The sequence below is a fragment of the Streptomyces sp. NRRL F-5122 genome, from assembly GCF_001507435.1.
Taxonomy (GTDB): domain Bacteria; phylum Actinomycetota; class Actinomycetes; order Streptomycetales; family Streptomycetaceae; genus Streptomyces; species Streptomyces lannensis.
In genome coordinates this window covers 79,413-93,365 of record NZ_LMWH01000194.1, presented here as the reverse complement: position 1 = coordinate 93,365, position 13,953 = coordinate 79,413, and the positions used below count along the sequence as shown (strand labels likewise).

The following is a 13,953-nucleotide window of genomic DNA, read 5'->3' as shown; positions in this document are numbered from 1 at the left end:
CAGGGGGACACGACGCCCGCCCCGACGCGGTCGGCGCTTCTTATCGAAAACGATCTCCCGCCGATGACCTGTGGCATCGGTGAAGAAAGCAGACGAAATGTCTCACCTGCTCGACTCCGTCGACGTCGCGTCGCTGCGCAGCGACATCCCGGCCTTCCGCCCGGGTGACACCGTCAATGTCCACGTCCGCGTCATCGAGGGCAACCGCTCCCGTGTGCAGCAGTTCAAGGGCGTGGTGATCCGTCGCCAGGGCGCCGGCGTGCGCGAGACCTTCACGGTCCGCAAGGTCTCCTTCTCCGTCGGCGTCGAGCGCACCTTCCCGGTGCACACCCCGATCGTGGAGAAGATCGAGCTGGTCACCAAGGGTGACGTGCGCCGCGCCAAGCTGTACTACCTGCGCGACCTGCGGGGCAAGGCGGCGAAGATCAAGGAGAAGCGCGAGAACTGAGCGCCTCCGGGGGTCCACAGGGGGGCCGGATAGCATCTGGCCCCGATGGACACCGAAGCACAGCACATGGAGCGCGACCGCTCCCGCGATCCCGTGGAGTCCGAGGAGATCTCGGACACACCGGCTCCTGCGGGGCGGTCGCGCTTCGTGTTGGTGTCCGGCGTGGTCGACCGGGTGCCCGGCGGACGGATCATCCTGACCGTGTTGATCTGCCTGCTGTTTCTCCTCGCCCTCAGCACGTTCGTGATGCAGCCCTTCGAAATCCCCAGCGGTTCCATGGAGCGTGGATTGAGGGTTGGGGACCGCGTGCTCGTAAATAAGTTGGCGTACCGTTTCGGATCGAAGCCGCAGCGGGGAGACGTCGTCGTGTTCGACGGCTCCGGGTACTTCGGGAACGCCGACTACGTCAAGCGGGTAGTAGGTGTGGGGGGAGACCGTGTGGTCTGCTGCGACAGGGAGGGGAGACTCGAGGTGAACGGCCGGTCGGTCGACGAGTCGTCGTTTCTGTACCCCGGCAACAGCCCGTCCGACGTCGCCTTCGACGTCGTCGTGCCCGACGGCACGCTGTTCGTGCTCGGCGACCACCGCAGCGACTCCAGCGACTCCCGCGACCACCTGGGTTCGCCGGGCGGCGGGATGATCCCGCTCGGTGCGGTGATCGGCAGGGCCGACTGGGTGCTCTGGCCCTCCGCGGACCAGAGGCACATCACACGTCCCGGCGCCTACGCGCGTGTACCCGTCGCGGACGGTGACCATGGGTAACCGGGGCAAGCCGCGTGGGGTGCCGATCGACACCGTCACCCAGAACCTCCTGCCCACCGGCGCGCGGCGCGCCGGAGGGTCTGCCGGCCCCACCGGGCGCAGTCGCGCCGAGCGGCGCAGGCTCCAGCGCAAGGTCAAGCGCAAGCGGAGGCGCTCCGCCGTCAAGGAGATACCTCTCCTGGCCGGCGTCGCCGTGCTCATAGCACTCGTCCTCAAGACGTTCCTCGTGCAGGCCTTCGTGATCCCGTCGGGCTCCATGGAGAACACGATCCAGGTCGGCGACCGAGTCCTGGTCGACAAGCTGACCCCGTGGTTCGGCTCCAAGCCGCAACGCGGAGACGTCGTCGTCTTCAGGGACCCGGGCGACTGGCTGGCCGGGGAGAAGACGACCAAGACGAACGATCCCGTCGGCATCAAGCAGGCCAAGGAAGGGCTCACCTGGATCGGCCTGCTGCCCTCCGACAACGACAAGGACCTCATCAAGCGGGTGGTCGCCGTCGGTGGAGACACCGTCAAGTGCTGCGACACCCAAGGACGTGTCACCGTCAACGGCACTCCACTGAATGAGCCATACATTCACCCGGAGAACAAACCTTCGGACTTCGCGTTCTCGGTGACCGTTCCTCCCGGCCGTCTGTGGGTCATGGGCGACCACCGCGCCAACTCGGCGGACTCGCGTTACCACCGCACCGAGGCGTTCAGCGGTACCGTCTCCGAGAAATCCGTCGTCGGCCGCGCCGTGGTCATCGCCTGGCCCATCGGGCACTGGACACGTCTGAAGGACCCTGACACTTACGCGTCGGTGCCGGGCGGATCGGCCACCGCACTCGGTCCGTCGCATAGGGTGGCCTCTGCGGATCGATATGGATTGATCCCGCTCCCGAGCCCTGCGGAACTCCCGCTCGTTATGGGAGTGGTGGGCCTGCGTCGACTGGGGCGCCGGCGGCGATACGGAGTGAGGAGTGGACGTGGGGGATTTGGCGGTCGGCGCACGATCCGGACACGAAGGTCCCGAAGAGCGACCCGACGAGACGGCTGCCCCGGCCGTGGACCACGACGGCGGCTCGGGGGGTAGCTCCCCCGGCGGCGGCGCACAGGGCGACGGTCAGAACCCCCAGCCGCAGAAGCAGCGTTCCTTCTGGAAGGAACTTCCGCTCCTCATCGGTATCGCGCTGGTCCTCGCGTTGCTGATCAAGACATTCCTGGTGCAGGCGTTCTCGATCCCCTCGGACTCGATGCAGAACACCCTCCAGCAGGGCGACCGTGTGCTGGTGGACAAGCTGACCCCGTGGTTCGGCTCCGAGCCGTCGCGCGGCGAGGTCGTCGTCTTCCACGATCCGGACAACTGGCTGGCGGGCGAGCCCACCGTCACGCCCAACGCGCTTCAGACGGCCCTCAGCTGGATCGGCCTCATGCCGTCCGCGGAGGAGAAGGACCTCATCAAGCGGGTGGTGGGCGTCGCGGGCGACACCATCGAGTGCCGGGGCACCGGCCCGCTGATGGTCAACGGCAAGGCATTGAACGAGCCCTACGTCTACCCCGGGAACACCCCGTGCAGCGTCGACGACCAGGGCGGTCAGTTCAAGGTCACGGTTCCGGCGGGCAAAATCTGGGTCATGGGTGACCACCGGCAGAACTCGCTGGACTCCCGCTACCACCAACAGGACCGGTACCAGGGCTTCGTGCCCGTCGGGAACGTCGTGGGCCGCGCCATCGTGATCGCCTGGCCGCCCACCCGCTGGAACACGCTGCCGGTCCCGGACACCTTTGACCAGGGTCTGAGCGTGACGGCTCCGGCAGCGCTCGGCCTGACGGGCGCGGTCCCGCTGGTGCTGTGGCGCAGGAGGCGTGTCGCCGCAAGCCTTACCGCCGGAAACCCGAGGGTTACCGGCGGAGGTACCGACCGGTAGTGTGCCGTCCCAGATCGCCGATCTTCCGTGGGCCGTTCGCGGGCCACGGAAGCGAGTCTCCGACCTGGGGAGCACTGGGATGAGCAGGACTGGTCGTACGGAAGAGGGCCGCGGGCGCCTCGGCAGGACCCTGTCGGGACTGGCCGTGGCCCTCGGCTGTGTGCTCTTCCTCGGCGGGTTCGTGTGGGGAGCGTTCGTCTACCGCCCCTACACCGTGCCGACCGACTCCATGACTCCCACGATCAAGGCCGGTGACCGGGTCCTGGCCCAGCGTGTCGACAGCGCCGACATCACGCGGGGCGACGTCGTCGTCTTCAAGCAGAAGAGCTGGGGCAACATGCCCATCGTCAAGCGGGTCGTGGCGGTCGGCGGCGACACCATCGCCTGCTGCACCGAGGGCAGACTGACCGTGAACGGCAAGCGGATCCAGGAGTCCTACCTCGGCAAGGGCCAGCCTGCCGAGCTGAAGACGATCCCGACCATCACCGTCCCCAAGGGGCGGCTGTTCCTCCTCGGTGACGAGCGCAGCGGTTCCCTGGACTCCACGGCACACCTCACGGAGGCCTTCAGCGGCACGGTGCCCCGCAGTGCGGTGGACGCCCGCGTGGACTCGGTGGTGTGGCCGATGAACGGCATGCTGGAGCGCCCGACGGGCTTCGAGACGCTCGGCCCGATCTCCTCGCCCGGACCCCTGCGGCCGATCTTCGGCGTGATCGTGGCCGGCGCGGTGCTGGTCATGGCGGGCGCGGCGCTCGGAGCGATCGCCGACCGCGCGGGCCGCAGGCGCACCGCCCCGCGGACGGAGCTGGCCGGTGTCCGCTGAGCCGACACCGTTCTTCGACCCTCGGGCGGCCGAGCCGGGCGCGCACGACGGGTACACGGGTGGGCTGCGCAAGGTGGCCAGAGTGGTGCTGCTCGACCCGCAGGACCGCATTCTGCTGCTCCATGGGCACGAGCCGGACGATCCCTCGGACGACTGGTGGTTCACCCCCGGCGGCGGCGTGGAGGGCGACGAGACGCGTGAGCAGGCCGCTCTGCGCGAGCTGGCGGAGGAGACCGGCATCATCGATGTCGAGCTCGGATCGGTGCTGTGGAAGCGAAGGTGCTCGTTCCCGTTCGCCGGTCGCCGCTGGGATCAGGACGAGTGGTACTACCTCGCCCGCACGACCGGGACGGGCCGGGCCACGGCCGCGCTGGGCCTGACGGAGCTGGAAAAACGCAGTGTCGCCGGTGCACGGTGGTGGTCGTGCGGAGAACTGGCCGAGGCGCATGAGACGGTGTATCCGAAGAGACTCGCCGAGCTGCTCCGCATGCTGCTCGACGAAGGTCCCCCGGCCGGTCCCGCAATCCTGGACACAGAAATCGTCTAGAGGCGCACGGGACTGGCGCACAATGGTGGGATCGCACGGCTGAAGGGGAACATGCCATGAGCGCCGAGGACCTCGAGAAGTACGAGACCGAGATGGAGCTGAAGCTCTACCGGGAGTACCGCGATGTCGTCGGTCTGTTCAAATATGTGATCGAGACCGAACGGCGCTTCTACCTCACCAACGACTACGAGATGCAGGTGCACTCGGTGCAGGGCGAGGTGTTCTTCGAGGTGTCCATGGCGGATGCCTGGGTCTGGGACATGTACCGGCCTGCTCGCTTCGTGAAGCAGGTGCGCGTGCTCACGTTCAAGGACGTGAATATCGAGGAGCTGAACAAGAGCGACCTGGAGCTCCCGAGCGGCTGACGGCCGACGCCGTCCCCGGGAGGGTGACGAAGTTGTCCACAGCCTCCGAGTTGTCCACCAAGATCCACTCTGCGGAGGCGGATGCGTGACGGTTGGCACCGGAGGTGGTGCCGACATGAACGCACGAGAGGCACTCGGCAGGTTCGGCGAGGATGTGGCGGCCCGGCGGCTGACGGCCGCGGGGATGACGGTCCTGGAGCGCAACTGGCGCTGCGGCCGAAGCGGCGAGATCGACATCGTGGCCAGGGACGGCGACGCCCTGGTCGTGTGCGAGGTCAAGACACGCCGGGGCGGCCGCTTCGAGCACCCGATGGCCGCCGTCACGCCCGCCAAGGCCCATCGGCTGCGCGGTCTCGCCGAGCGCTGGGTCCAGGCACATGGAGGGGCGCCCCCGGGAGGGGTGCGCATCGACCTGGTCGGCGTCGTCCTGCCAGGGCGCGGCGCCCCCGTGGTGGAACACGCCCGGGGGGTGGCGTGATGGGGTTCGCGCGCACCTGCTCCGTGGCACTGGTCGGTGTCGAGGGCGTCGTGGTCGAGGTCCAGGCCGACCTCGAACCGGGCGTGGCGGCGTTCACCCTGGTGGGCCTGCCGGACAAGAGCCTGACCGAGAGCCGGGACCGCGTGCGGGCGGCCGTGGTGAACTCGGGTGCCGACTGGCCGCAGAAGAAGCTCACCGTCGGTCTCAGCCCCGCGTCCGTGCCGAAGGCGGGCAGCGGGTTCGACCTCGCCGTGGCCTGCGCGGTGCTCGGAGCGGCCGAACGGATCGATCCCCGGGTGCTCGCCGACATCGTGATGATCGGCGAACTGGGCCTGGACGGGCGGGTCCGGCCCGTGCGGGGCATTCTCCCGGCGGTCCTGGCCGCGGTGGACGCAGGGTACGAACAGGTGGTCGTGCCGGAGTGTGCCGCCGCCGAGGCCTCGCTCGTTCCCGGCGTGTCCGTGCTGGGCGTCCGCAGTCTGCGCCAGCTGATCGCCGTACTCGCCGACGAGCCCGTGCCCGAGGAGGAGCCGGACGAACGCGGCCGCCCCGATCCGCTCCTCGCGGGGCTGCGGATGCCGGGCAGCGGGTCCGCCACGGGGATGCACAGCCTCGGCGCCGCGCAGCAGGACCAGGGCCTCGATCTCTCCGACGTCGTAGGCCAGACCTCGGCCCGCACGGCGCTGGAGGTGGCCGCGGCCGGCGGGCACCACCTGTTCCTGCAAGGACCACCGGGCGCCGGGAAGACGATGCTCGCCGAGCGGTTGCCCGCCCTGCTGCCGGGACTCAGCCGGCAGGAGTCCCTGGAGGTCACCGCCGTGCACTCGGTGGCCGGCCTGCTTCCCGCCGGCAAACCCCTGATCGACACGGCCCCCTACTGCGCCCCGCACCACTCGGCCACCATGCAGGCACTGGTGGGCGGAGGCCCCGGCACGGCCCGCCCCGGAGCGGTGTCGCTCTCCCACCGCGGGGTGCTCTTTCTGGACGAAGCGCCCGAATTCACCGGCCAGGCCCTGGATGCGCTGCGTCAGCCCCTGGAGTCCGGGCACGTCGTGATCGCCCGCAGCGCGGGGGTCGTGCGCTTCCCGGCGAGATTCCTCATGGTGCTCGCAGCCAATCCCTGCCCGTGTGGCCGCTTCTCCCAGCGCGACACCCTGTGCGAGTGCCCGCCCTCGGCCGTCCGCCGCTATCAGGCCCGGCTCTCCGGCCCATTGCTGGACCGGGTGGACCTGCGCGTCGAGGTCGACCCGGTCACCCGTGCCGAGCTCACCGAACGCGACGCGCGGGGCGAGTCCACCACGACGGTCGCCCACCGGGTCCGGGAGGCCAGACACAGGGCGGCGCTGCGGCTGGCGGGCACCCCCTGGGGGACGAACAGCGAAGTGCCGGGACGGGAGCTGCGCAGCCGCTGGCATGCGGCGAGCGGCGCCATGCACGAGGCGGAGCGGAGTCTGGAGCGCGGAGTGCTCACGGCCCGGGGGCTCGACCGTGTGCTGCGGGTGGCCTGGACCGTCGCGGACCTCGCGGGACACGACCGCCCGGACGCGACGGACGTGGCGCTCGCCCTGCAACTGCGCACCGGAGTGCCCCGGGGTGTGCCGATGGCCATCGGGGCTCCGGCATGAACGGGGAAGGCGCCGCGGACGGGAGCCACCTCCCGGACGGTGAGCGACTGGCCCGGGCCCTTCTGACCCGGGTCGTCGAACCCGGCGACGAGGTGGCGGGCCGCTGGCTGCGGGAGTGGGGTGCGGAGGAACTGGTCCGGCGGCTGCTCGAGGGCGGGAGGCCGCTCCCGGGAGCGACGGGGAAGCGGTGGGCCGGGATGCGGGCGCGGGCCTGCCGCGCCGAGCCGCTGCGCGACTGGGACTCGGCCCGGCAGGCTGGAGTGCGGTTCGTGTGCCCGGGAGCGTCCGAGTGGCCCGCCCAGCTCGACGATCTGGGGGACGCGCGGCCCGTCGGTCTCTGGGTACGCGGTTCACCCAATCTGCGGATGTGGGCCCTCAAGTCCGTCGCGCTCGTGGGTGCCCGCGCCTGTACCGAGTACGGGGCGCATGCGGCGGCCACCCTCGGCGCGGGACTCGCGGAGCGCGGCTGGGTGGTCGTCTCCGGTGGGGCGTACGGCGTGGACGGGGCCGCCCACCGGGGGAGCCTGGCGGCGGGTGGGGCCACCGTGGCCGTGCTGGCCTGCGGAGTGGACCGGCCCTATCCGCGTGGGCACACCGAGCTGATCACCAGGATCGCGCAGCAGGGGCTGGTCGTGGGCGAGCTGCCGCCCGGCGATCATCCGACGCCCAGCAGGTTTCTGCTCCGGAACCGGGTGATCGCGGCGCTCACCCGGGGCACCGTGGTCGTCGAGGCGGCGTACCGCAGCGGCGCACTGGTCACCGCCCGGGCGGCGCAGCGGCTCGGCAGATTCACCATGGGGGTGCCCGGTCCGGTCACCAGCGGGCTCTCGGCCGGCGTCCATGAACTGCTGCGGGGAGAGGCGGTGCTCGTCTCGGACGCCGCGGACATCGTGGAGCTGGTGGGCGGCATCGGCGAACTCGCCCCGGACCGGCGCGGCCCCGTACTGCCCCGTGACCTGCTCGAACCGGCCGCCCTGCGGGTTCTGGCCGCGCTGCCGGGCGGCACTGCGGCGACAGTGCCCGATATCGCCGGCGGCGCACAGACGACCGAGGAGGACGCCGTCGCGAGGCTGTACGAACTCCGATCACTTGGTTTTGTCGAACGACACGACGACGGCTGGAAGTTGACACGCCAGGCCGTGACCGCGGCCCGGCAAGATCGCCACCAGTGTTGACCGACTGTGTTCGGCCGTCCGGGCGATCCCCCGACAGCCTTGGTTATTACCGTAGTTGACCCTTTCCGGCGATCACGCAGGGCGACGGCCGGGTGTCCGGGGCGGGGTCCGCCGAGCCTGTTCGCGCACGGGTGATCCCTTCCCCTTCGCACACTGCGACACCGCAGTCACGCTACGCTCACGAGGATTCCGACTCAGACAGGCAACTCGACATCAGACCGACAGCTCGCCCAGGCAGCAGCGGTTCACAGCAGAACGGCACAAGGCGACGAATGCCCCAGCACACCTCCGGGTCCGACCGGGCGGCGATTCCCCCAGCCGCCCGTGACGGCGGCAGCGTGCGCCCGCCCGCTCCCTCGACACTCGACGAATTGTGGCGGTCGTACAAGGAGACGGGGGACGAGCGGTTACGGGAGCAGCTGATCCTGCACTATTCGCCGCTCGTGAAGTACGTGGCCGGGCGGGTGAGCGTGGGGCTCCCGGCCAATGTGGAGCAGGCGGACTTCGTGTCGTCGGGGGTCTTCGGACTGATCGACGCGATCGAGAAGTTCGACATCGACCGGGAGATCAAGTTCGAGACGTACGCGATCACGCGGATCCGGGGCGCGATGATCGACGAACTGCGGGCGCTGGACTGGATCCCGCGGTCGGTCCGGCAGAAGGCGCGCAGCGTGGAGCGGGCGTACGCGACCTTGGAGGCCCGGCTGCGTCGAACGCCGTCCGAGGCTGAGGTGGCCGAGGAGATGGGGATCGGCGTCGAGGATCTCCATGCCGTCTTCAGTCAGTTGTCGCTGGCGAACGTGGTGGCACTGGAGGAGCTCCTCCACGTGGGGGGTGAGGGGGGCGATCGGCTGAGCCTGATGGACACCCTCGAGGACACCGCCGCCGACAACCCGGTGGAGGTCGCCGAGGACCGTGAGCTGCGGCGTTTCCTGGCCTGGGCGATCAATACGCTGCCCGAACGGGAGAAGACCGTCGTCACCCTGTACTACTACGAAGGGCTCACCCTCGCCGAGATCGGCAATGTGCTCGGAGTGACCGAGAGCCGGGTGAGCCAGATCCACACGAAGTCCGTGCTGCAGCTGAGGGCGAAGCTGGCCGGCTTCGGGCGCTGAGCCGGGCGGCGCGGTGTGCGCGTCCCTGTGGAGACGATGGGCAGCGCGGTGCGCGCGCCTGGTGTGGACACCATCCGCGCAGGTCACTGCGACGGACGGAGCATGTGTCCGCGGCATGTGGTGGGAGCGTCTCCCGTCCGAGGCCGACGGTCCGTACAGTGGTTGACGTGCCAAGGATTCGAGCGGCCTCCGTGGCCGAGCACCGGTCGATGCAGCGAGCCGCCCTGCTGGACGCGGCACGGTCCCTTCTGTCGGAGGGCGGTACGGAGGCGCTGACCTTTCCGGCTCTCGCCGAGCGGACGGGTCTGGCGCGGTCTTCCGTGTACGAGTACTTCCGCTCCCGCGCGGCCGTCGTGGAGGAGCTGTGCGCGGTCGACTTCCCCGTATGGGCGGCGGAGGTCGAGGTGGCCATGGCGGTGGCGGACGGGCCCGAGGCCAAGATCGAGGCGTACGTACGGCGGCAACTGGCGCTGGTGGGGGACCGGCGGCACCGGGCCGTGGTGGCCATCTCCGCGAGTGAGCTCGACGCAGGGGCGCGCGAGAAGATCCGGGCGGCACACGGCGGGCTCGTCGCGATGATCGTCGATGCTCTGGCCGGAACGGGGCACCGCGAGCCGCGCCTGGCGGCGATGCTGCTCCAGGGTGTGGTCGACGCGGCCGTCCGGCGTATCGAGCTGGGTGCCGCGGAGGATCCGGAGGCCATCACCGAAGCGGCGGTCGCGATGGTCCTGCGGGGCGTCAGGGGCTGAGCACAGCTCCGGGTGCGGCATCCGCGGACCCGGTCGCAGGGCAGGGCCGTCTTCACGGCAACGACACGTTGTGCAGTGGCAACAAACGGGAGGGCCCGGCCCTCAGCAGCCACGGCGGCAGCAGGGCCAGCGGATCCAGATACGCCTCCCCTCTCCGCAACCCCCAGTGCAGGCAGGCGCGCGGGCAGTGGGCGGTCGGCGTCTCCAGCACGCCCAGCTCCCCGCCGGACACCACCTCGTCGCCCTCGCCGACCGACGCGTGGACGGGCTCGTACGTGGTACGCAGCGGAGGGTCGCCCGTGTCCGCCAGGTCGACCGAGACGACGCCTCGTCCCGCCACCCGCCCCGCGAACACGACCCGGCCCGCCGCCACCGCCCGCACGGGATCGCCGGGCGCCGCCGCCAGGTCCACGCCCCGGTGACCCGGACCGTACGGACCCGCCGGAGGGTCCCAGCCCCGGAGGATCTCGGGACGCCGCCCCACCGGCCATCCCCGGGCGACGGCGGGTACGTGATCGTCGGCGGCCGGCGGTGGCGCCGTGGCCGGACGCCGCCAGGCCGAAGTACCCGCCCAGGCCACCGGGGTCAGTACGCTCAATGTCATCACCAGCAGCACCGCGGACCAGGTCCGGGCGCATCGTTCAGCTCGCATGGGGGAAACGGTCCCGGATCACGGGTGATCTTGGCCGGATCTGTGGACAACTGCCGGGTTGTGGACAGCGGCGTCATCTGCCGCTCCGCGTGTCCCGTACACTTCTTGTGGCGACCCGGGCCACCGGGTCGACTTCGCACGCCCCGACACCGGGTCCTTACGCAACCGGTGTCAGCGCCCCTCGGTCCCCAGTGGCACGGCGCATCGCGGGCGTCAGGCGCGGGTGTCATCCGGCACCCGCGGCACAACCGAGAAAACTCAAGGAGAACGGCCATGGCCGTCGTCACGATGCGGGAGCTGCTGGAGAGCGGCGTCCACTTCGGTCACCAGACCCGTCGCTGGAACCCGAAGATGAAGCGCTTCATCTTCACCGAGCGCAACGGCATCTACATCATCGACCTGCTCCAGTCGCTGTCGTACATCGACCGCGCCTACGAGTTCGTCAAGGAGACCGTCGCCCACGGCGGTACGGTCATGTTCGTCGGTACGAAGAAGCAGGCGCAGGAGGCCATCGCCGAGCAGGCCACCCGCGTCGGCATGCCCTACGTCAACCAGCGCTGGCTGGGCGGCATGCTCACCAACTTCTCGACCGTCTACAAGCGTCTGCAGCGCCTCAAGGAGCTCGAGCAGATCGACTTCGAGGACGTCGCGGCCTCCGGTCTGACCAAGAAGGAGCTCCTGGTCCTCTCCCGCGAGAAGGCCAAGCTGGAGAAGACCCTCGGCGGTATCCGCGAGATGCAGAAGGTGCCGAGCGCCGTCTGGATCGTGGACACCAAGAAGGAGCACATCGCGGTCGGCGAGGCCCGCAAGCTCAACATCCCGGTCGTCGCCATCCTCGACACCAACTGCGACCCCGACGAGGTCGACTACAAGATCCCGGGCAACGACGACGCCATCCGCTCCGTCACCCTGCTCACCCGTGTGATCGCCGACGCCGTCGCCGAGGGCCTCATCGCCCGTTCGGGTGTCGCCACCGAGGGCAAGGGCGAGAAGGCCGCGGGCGAGCCGCTCGCCGAGTGGGAGCGCGACCTTCTCGAGGGCGAGAAGAAGGCCGAGGAGGCCCCCGCCGCCGAGGCTGCGGCCGAGACGCCGGCCGCCGAGGCTGCGGCTCCCGAGGCTGCGGCCGAGCCGGCCGCCGAGGCTGCGGCTCCCGAGGCTGCCGCCGAGACCCCGGCCGCCGAGGGCGAGCAGGCCTGACCTCAGGCCGTTCGGCTGAAGTGAGGGCGGGTGGCGCCGACCGCGCCACCCGCCGTTCACCCGCAGCCCGTAGATCTTCGTAGCCCGTAGATCCTTGGCGGACGCCCGCCCAAGCCGCGGCGGCCGCCGACTTCGAGACTTCGAACTCCGAGAAGAGATTCACAGATCATGGCGAACTACACCGCCGCCGACGTCAAGAAGCTCCGTGAGCTCACCGGCGCCGGCATGATGGACTGCAAGAAGGCGCTGGACGAGGCCGAGGGCAACGTCGAGAAGGCCGTCGAGGCGCTCCGCATCAAGGGCCAGAAGGGCGTCGCCAAGCGCGAGGGCCGCTCCGCCGAGAACGGCGCCGTGGTCTCCGTCATCGCCGACGACAACTCCTCCGGTGTCCTCGTCGAGCTGAAGTGCGAGACCGACTTCGTCGCCAAGGGTGACAAGTTCCAGGCCGTCGCCACGGCGATCGCCGAGCACGTCGCCAAGAGCTCCCCGGCCGACCTCGAGGCGCTGCTCGCCTCCGAGATCGAGGCCGGCAAGACCGTCCAGGCGTTCGTCGACGAGGCCAACGCCAACCTCGGCGAGAAGATCGTCCTGGACCGCTTCGCGCAGTTCGCCGACGGCTTCGTGACGGCGTACATGCACCGCACCATGCCCGACCTGCCCCCGCAGATCGGTGTCCTCGTCGAGCTGGACAAGCCGAACGCCGATGTCGCCAAGGGCGTCGCCCAGCACATCGCCGCCTTCGCGCCGAAGTACCTCTCCAAGGAGGACATTCCGGCCGAGGTCGTCGAGTCCGAGCGCCGTATCGCCGAGGAGACCACCCGCGCCGAGGGCAAGCCCGAGGCCGCGATCGCCAAGATCGTCGAGGGTCGTCTGAACGGCTTCTTCAAGGACGCCACCCTGCTCGGCCAGCCGTACGCGCTGGACAACAAGAAGTCCGTCCAGAAGGTTCTGGACGAGGCGGGTGTCACCCTGAAGCGCTTCACGCGCATCAAGGTCGGCATCTGAGTCCGCACCGCGATCGACGGGCGACCCCGATAGGGTCGTAAGCAGTCGTCCGTGCAGTTCGCGTATGCCGTCCCGCACGCACGCGTGACGGACGACAGCAGATCTGACGAGGAGGCCATTGCCGCGCATGGGTTGCGAACCACACCCCACCGGCAATGGCCTTCTTCGTATGTGCACCACGAGGAGATCTCCATGACCACCAAGGCCGAGAAGAGCGACGACGGCAAAGTACGCGGCCGCTTTCTGCTGAAGCTGTCCGGAGAGGCGTTCTCCGGCGGGACCGGACTCGGCGTCGACCCCGATGTGGTGCACGCCATCGCCCGTGAGATCGCGGCCGTGGTGCGCGACGGTTCGCAGATCGCCGTCGTCATCGGCGGCGGCAACTTCTTCCGCGGGGCCGAGCTTCAGCAGCGCGGCATGGACCGTGCCCGTTCCGACTACATGGGCATGCTCGGCACGGTCATGAACTGCCTCGCCCTCCAGGACTTCCTGGAGAAGGAGGGCATCGACTCGCGGGTGCAGACCGCCATCACCATGGGCCAGGTCGCCGAGCCGTACATTCCGCTGCGTGCCGTGCGCCACCTGGAGAAGGGCCGCGTGGTCATCTTCGGCGCCGGTATGGGCATGCCGTACTTCTCGACCGACACGACCGCCGCCCAGCGTGCCCTGGAGATCGACGCCGAGGCGTTGCTCATGGGCAAGAACGGGGTGGACGGCGTCTACGACTCCGACCCGAAGACCAACCCCGAGGCCGTCAAGTTCGACTCGCTCAGCTACGGCGAGGTCATCACCCGGGACCTCAAGGTCGCCGACATGACCGCGATCACGCTGTGCCGGGACAACAAGCTGCCCATCCTGGTCTTCGAGCTCCTGGCGGAGGGCAATATCGCACGGGCCGTCAAGGGTGAGAAGATCGGCACACTCGTGGGTGACCAAGACGGCCGGAACTGACCGGCGGGCAGACCTGTTCGGGGTGAACCCCGTCCGGACGACGGACCCTGACCGGGGGATGGACAATGGTCTACCGGTCCGGAACCGTGCAGGAAGAAGACGCGACGCAGCCGGCCGCCGCCCACGGATGCCGGGCCTACTCAAGACACGC

16 protein-coding genes are annotated in these 13,953 nt (G+C 69.8%); 15 read left to right on the top strand and 1 reads right to left on the bottom strand.

The window, feature by feature from the left end; translation table 11 throughout:
• Positions 1-97: 97 nt before the first annotated feature.
• From rplS to ADL25_RS19645, 12 genes are all read left to right on the top strand, one after another.
• Positions 98-448 (top strand): 50S ribosomal protein L19, encoded by a 351-nt coding sequence (gene rplS, locus ADL25_RS19700; RefSeq protein ID WP_059129077.1) that lies wholly within the window; start codon positions 98-100, stop codon positions 446-448.
• Positions 449-493: 45 nt separating this feature from the next.
• On the top strand, positions 494-1,210 hold the full coding sequence (lepB, locus tag ADL25_RS19695; RefSeq protein ID WP_059129076.1) for a signal peptidase I: 717 nt from the start codon (positions 494-496) through the stop codon (positions 1,208-1,210).
• Positions 1,203-2,285 carry a signal peptidase I gene (gene lepB, locus ADL25_RS19690; protein WP_059129075.1) on the top strand — a complete coding sequence of 361 codons (1,083 nt, stop codon included), beginning with the start codon at positions 1,203-1,205 and terminating at the stop codon, positions 2,283-2,285. Before lepB (ADL25_RS19695) ends, lepB (ADL25_RS19690) begins: the two co-directional genes overlap by 8 nt.
• On the top strand, positions 2,179-3,120 hold the full coding sequence (gene lepB / locus ADL25_RS19685) for a signal peptidase I (RefSeq protein ID WP_079050473.1): 942 nt from the start codon (positions 2,179-2,181) through the stop codon (positions 3,118-3,120). The genes lepB (ADL25_RS19690) and lepB (ADL25_RS19685) overlap by 107 nt, the downstream gene beginning before the upstream one ends.
• Positions 3,121-3,199: 79 nt before the next feature.
• Positions 3,200-3,943: a signal peptidase I gene (gene lepB / locus ADL25_RS19680; RefSeq protein WP_059129073.1), complete on the top strand. Its 744-nt coding sequence runs from the start codon at positions 3,200-3,202 to the stop codon at positions 3,941-3,943.
• A 64-nt stretch (positions 3,944-4,007) separates the two neighbouring features.
• The gene (locus ADL25_RS19675) at positions 4,008-4,490 is read left to right on the top strand and encodes an NUDIX hydrolase (RefSeq protein ID WP_059129098.1); all 483 of its coding nucleotides are present in this window, start codon (positions 4,008-4,010) and stop codon (positions 4,488-4,490) included.
• Between the two features lie 56 nt (positions 4,491-4,546).
• Positions 4,547-4,855 carry a DUF2469 domain-containing protein gene (locus tag ADL25_RS19670; RefSeq protein WP_003993268.1) on the top strand — a complete coding sequence of 103 codons (309 nt, stop codon included), beginning with the start codon at positions 4,547-4,549 and terminating at the stop codon, positions 4,853-4,855.
• A 115-nt stretch (positions 4,856-4,970) separates the two neighbouring features.
• Entirely contained in the window at positions 4,971-5,333 is a 363-nt protein-coding gene (locus tag ADL25_RS19665; protein ID WP_059129072.1) for a YraN family protein, read from the top strand.
• Positions 5,333-6,958, top strand: a complete 1,626-nt coding sequence (locus ADL25_RS19660; RefSeq protein ID WP_059129071.1) for a YifB family Mg chelatase-like AAA ATPase — start codon at positions 5,333-5,335, stop codon at positions 6,956-6,958. The genes ADL25_RS19665 and ADL25_RS19660 overlap by 1 nt, the downstream gene beginning before the upstream one ends.
• Positions 6,955-8,133 (top strand): DNA-processing protein DprA, encoded by a 1,179-nt coding sequence (gene dprA, locus ADL25_RS19655; RefSeq protein ID WP_059129070.1) that lies wholly within the window; start codon positions 6,955-6,957, stop codon positions 8,131-8,133. Before ADL25_RS19660 ends, dprA begins: the two co-directional genes overlap by 4 nt.
• 272 nt (positions 8,134-8,405) lie before the next feature.
• Positions 8,406-9,248: an RNA polymerase sigma factor WhiG gene (gene whiG / locus ADL25_RS19650; protein WP_059129069.1), complete on the top strand. Its 843-nt coding sequence runs from the start codon at positions 8,406-8,408 to the stop codon at positions 9,246-9,248.
• A gap of 191 nt (positions 9,249-9,439) precedes the next feature.
• A complete protein-coding gene (locus tag ADL25_RS19645) occupies positions 9,440-9,997 on the top strand; it encodes a TetR/AcrR family transcriptional regulator (RefSeq protein ID WP_059129068.1) in 558 nt (185 codons plus the stop codon).
• 52 nt (positions 9,998-10,049) lie between these two features.
• Here ADL25_RS19645 and ADL25_RS19640 read toward each other — a convergent pair whose 3' ends face one another.
• The gene (locus tag ADL25_RS19640; protein ID WP_059129067.1) at positions 10,050-10,649 is read right to left on the bottom strand and encodes a M23 family metallopeptidase; all 600 of its coding nucleotides are present in this window, start codon (positions 10,647-10,649) and stop codon (positions 10,050-10,052) included.
• Between the two features lie 273 nt (positions 10,650-10,922).
• On the opposite strand from ADL25_RS19640, the gene rpsB reads away from it, so the two are divergent.
• From rpsB to pyrH, 3 genes are all read left to right on the top strand, one after another.
• A complete protein-coding gene (rpsB, locus tag ADL25_RS19635) occupies positions 10,923-11,846 on the top strand; it encodes a 30S ribosomal protein S2 (RefSeq protein ID WP_059129066.1) in 924 nt (307 codons plus the stop codon).
• A gap of 168 nt (positions 11,847-12,014) precedes the next feature.
• Positions 12,015-12,851 carry a translation elongation factor Ts gene (tsf, locus tag ADL25_RS19630; protein ID WP_059129065.1) on the top strand — a complete coding sequence of 279 codons (837 nt, stop codon included), beginning with the start codon at positions 12,015-12,017 and terminating at the stop codon, positions 12,849-12,851.
• 192 nt (positions 12,852-13,043) lie between these two features.
• Complete coding sequence (pyrH, locus tag ADL25_RS19625; RefSeq protein ID WP_059129064.1) at positions 13,044-13,802, top strand: UMP kinase; 759 nt, start codon at positions 13,044-13,046, stop codon at positions 13,800-13,802.
• Positions 13,803-13,953: the final 151 nt, after the last annotated feature.